We start from the raw sequence: 3,803 nt of genomic DNA on the forward strand, positions 1-3,803 counted from the left end.
CATACCATTGTCTCATTGCACAGATGGTGTCTGTTGTGAAGATGATATTGTATATCTCGTATCGTGTCTTTTTGGTGTTAGTAAGTTACCTGTTATAGTATCTGTTTTAATAATCACTACTGATGTATGTTACTACTGTTGTATCCTGTTGTAATGCTACTGTTGTTATCTACTGTTACATAGTGTATCTAAGTTGTAACCTACTAAGTTGTATCCTACTAAGTCGCTTCTGTCTACTACGATACATGTTGTGCCTTCGATTACTTCGTATGTGTTACCACTGTTGTCTATCGCTCCTGCACAGTCTACTATGTAGATGCTGTCTGCATTCATACCTACTTCTACATCAACACAGATTGTATCTGTAGTTGTGATGATGTTTGTATCTCTAATAGTATCTTTTTGTGGTAAGTTGCTGATGATTGCTACTGTTGTATCGCTGATACCTGTTATAGTATCTGTTTTGATAATACATAGCGTATCTAAGTTGTAACCTACTACTTCACTTCTGTCTATGATGATACATCCGTTCTCATCTGCTGTGTATGTGTTACCACTGTTGTTCATCGCTCCTGCACAGTCTGATATCGTTGTTTCGATGTTACTCATACCATTGTCTATTGCTGCACAGATGGTGTCTGTTGTGAAGATGATATTTGTATCTCGTATCGTGTCTTTACTTGGTAAGTTACTAATAATCACTACTGTAGTATCTGTGATGCCTGTTGTAGTGTCTACTGTTACTACACATAGTGTGTCTAAGTTGTATCCTACTAAGTCGCTTCTGTCTACTACGATACATGTTGTGCCTTCGATTACTTCGTATGTGTTGCCACTGTTGTCTATCGCTCCTGCACAGTCTACTATGTAGATGCTGTCTGCATTCATACCTACTTCTACATCTACACAGATGGTATCTGTAGTTGTGATGATGTTTGTATCTCTGATAGTGTCTTTCTGTGGTAAGTTAGAGATTATTGCTACTGTTGTATCACTGATACCTGTTATGGTATCTGTTTTAATAATACATAGCGTATCTAAGTTGTAACCTACTACTTCGCTTCTGTCTATGATGATACATCCGTTCTCATCTGCTGTGTATGTGTTACCACTGTTGTTCATCGCTCCTGCACAGTCTGATATCGTTGTTTCGATGTTACTCATACCATTGTCTATGCTCGCACAGATGGTGTCTGTTGTGAAGATGATATTTGTATCTCGTATCGTGTCTTTGCTTGGTAAGTTGCTGATGACAACTACTGTAGTATCTGTGATGCCTGTTGTAGTGTCTACGGTTACTACACATAGTGTGTCTAAGTTGTATCCTACTAAGTCGCTTCTGTCTACTACGATACATGTTGTGCCTTCGATTACTTCGTATGTGTTGCCACTGTTGTCTATCGCTCCTGCACAGTCTACTATGTAGATGCTGTCTGCATTCATACCTACTTCTACATCTACACAGATGGTATCTGTAGTTGTGATGATGTTTGTATCTCTGATAGTGTCTTTCTGTGGTAAGTTAGAGATTATTGCTACTGTTGTATCACTGATACCTGTTATGGTATCTGTTTTAATGATACATAGCGTATCTAAGTTGTAACCTACTACTTCACTTCTGTCTATGATGATACATCCGTTCTCATCTGCTGTGTATGTGTTACCACTGTTGTTCATCGCTCCTGCACAATCGCTGATTGTCGTTACGATGTTACTCATACCATTGTCTATGCTCGCACAGATGGTGTCTGTTGTGAAGATGATATTTGTATCTCTGATGGTGTCTTTGCTTGGTAAGTTACTGATGATTACTACTGTTGTATCGGTAATGCCTGTTGTAGTGTCTACTGTTACTACACATAGTGTATCTAAGTTGTAACCTACTAAGTCGCTTCTATCTACTACTATACATGTTGTGCCTTCTACTACTTCGTATGTGTTACCACTATTGTCTATCGCTCCTGCACAGTCTACTATGTAGATGCTGTCTGCATTCATACCTACTTCTACATCAACACAGATGGTATCTGTAGTTGTGATGATGTTTGTATCTCTAATAGTGTCTTTTTGTGGTAAGTTAGAGATGATTGCTACTGTTGTATCGCTGATACCTGTTATGGTATCTGTTTTGATAATACATAGCGTGTCTAAGTTGTAACCTACTACTTCGCTTCTGTCTATGATGATACATCCGTTCTCATCTGCTGTGTATGTGTTACCACTGTTGTTCATCGCTCCTGCACAGTCTGATATCGTTGTTTCGATGTTACTCATACCATTGTCTATGCTCGCACAGATGGTGTCTGTTGTGAAGATGATATTTGTATCTCGTATTGTGTCTTTGCTTGGTAAGTTACTAATAATTACTACTGTAGTATCAGTGATGCCTGTTGTGGTATCTACTGTTACTACACATAGTGTATCTAAGTTGTAACCTACTAAGTCGCTTCTATCTACTACTATACATGTTGTGCCTTCTACTACTGCGTATGTGTTACCACTATTGTCTATCGCTCCTGCACAGTCTACTATGTAGATGCTGTCTGCATTCATACCTACTTCTACATCAACACAGATGGTATCTGTAGTTGTGATGATGTTTGTATCTCTAATAGTATCTTTCTGTGGTAAGTTAGAGATGATTGCTACTGTTGTATCGCTGATACCTGTTATTGTATCTGTTTTAATAATACATAGCGTATCTAAGTTGTAACCTACTACTTCGCTTCTGTCTATGATGATACATCCGTTCTCATCTGCTGTATAGGTGTTACCACTGTTGTTCATCGCTCCTGCACAATCGCTGATTGTTGTTTCGATGTTACTCATACCATTGTCGATTGCTGCACAAATCGTGTCTGTAGTGAAGATGATATTCGTATCTCTGATTGTGTCTTTGCTTGGTAAGTTACTGATGATAACTACTGTAGTATCGGTGATGCCTGTTGTAGTATCTACTGTTACTACACATAGTGTATCTAAGTTGTAACCTACTAAGTCGCTTCTGTCTACTACGATACATGTTGTGCCTTCGCTTCTATCGCTATGCACAGTCTACTATGTAGATTGTCTGCTACTTGATTAGTGTATTAGTTGTGATGATGTTTGTACCACTGTTGTTCATCGCTGATGCTACTGTTGTCTATACCTGTTATGTAGATGTATCTAAGTTGTCTTGCATTCATTGATGATACATCCCTACTGTGTATGTGTTACCACTGTTGTTCATCGCTCCTGCACACTGATATTGTTTTTGATACTCATACCATTGTTGCACAGATGATGATATTTGTATCTGATTGTGTCTTTGCTTGGTAAGTTACTGATAATATTGTAGTATCTGTGATGCCTGTATTGTAACCTACTGCTTCTGTCTACTACGATACATGTTGTGCCTTCGATTACTTTGTATGTGTTACCACTCATTGTCATCGCTCCTGCACACAGTCTACTATGTAGATGCTGTCTGCATTCATACCTACTACTCTCTACATCAACACAGATTGTATTGATGTTCTATATCTTTTGTGGTAAGTTGTACTGATTTATGATATACATAGCGTGTCTAAGTTGTAACTACTACTTCGCTTCTGTCTATGATGATATTTCTCATCTGCTGTGTAAACATTGCCACTGTTATTCATCGCTCCTGCACAATCGCTGATTGTTGTCTCGATGTTACTCATACCATTGTCGATTATGTGTCTCTGAAGATGATATAATCGTGTCTATATCTAGTGTTGCGGATAACTACTAGTTCTATCGTGTCCTGATGTTAGTATATGTTTTATTGTGATGATATA

3 protein-coding genes are annotated in these 3,803 nt (G+C 38.3%); all 3 read right to left on the bottom strand.

The features are described 5' to 3' along the window. Positions 1 to 165 precede the first annotated feature (165 nt). Positions 166 to 3,051 carry a hypothetical protein gene (locus tag H6553_11485; protein ID MCB9034451.1) on the bottom strand — a complete coding sequence of 962 codons (2,886 nt, stop codon included), beginning with the start codon at positions 3,049 to 3,051 and terminating at the stop codon, positions 166 to 168. A gap of 174 nt (positions 3,052 to 3,225) precedes the next feature. Next, positions 3,226 to 3,426, bottom strand: a complete 201-nt coding sequence (locus tag H6553_11490) for a hypothetical protein (GenBank protein MCB9034452.1) — start codon at positions 3,424 to 3,426, stop codon at positions 3,226 to 3,228. Between the two features lie 119 nt (positions 3,427 to 3,545). Next, a complete protein-coding gene (locus tag H6553_11495) occupies positions 3,546 to 3,686 on the bottom strand; it encodes a hypothetical protein (protein MCB9034453.1) in 141 nt (46 codons plus the stop codon). Positions 3,687 to 3,803: the final 117 nt, after the last annotated feature.

Source organism: Chitinophagales bacterium, assembly GCA_020636535.1.
GTDB lineage: Bacteria > Bacteroidota > Bacteroidia > Chitinophagales > JADIYW01 > JADJSS01.

What these genes read in the sequence shown, in the direction of transcription:
- H6553_11495 (MCB9034453.1), bottom strand. Translation starts at nt 3,686, where the DNA reads ATGAGTAACATCGAGACAACAATCAGCGATTGTGCAGGAGCGATGAAT.
- H6553_11490 (MCB9034452.1), bottom strand. Translation starts at nt 3,426, where the DNA reads ATGAGTGGTAACACATACAAAGTAATCGAAGGCACAACATGTATCGTA.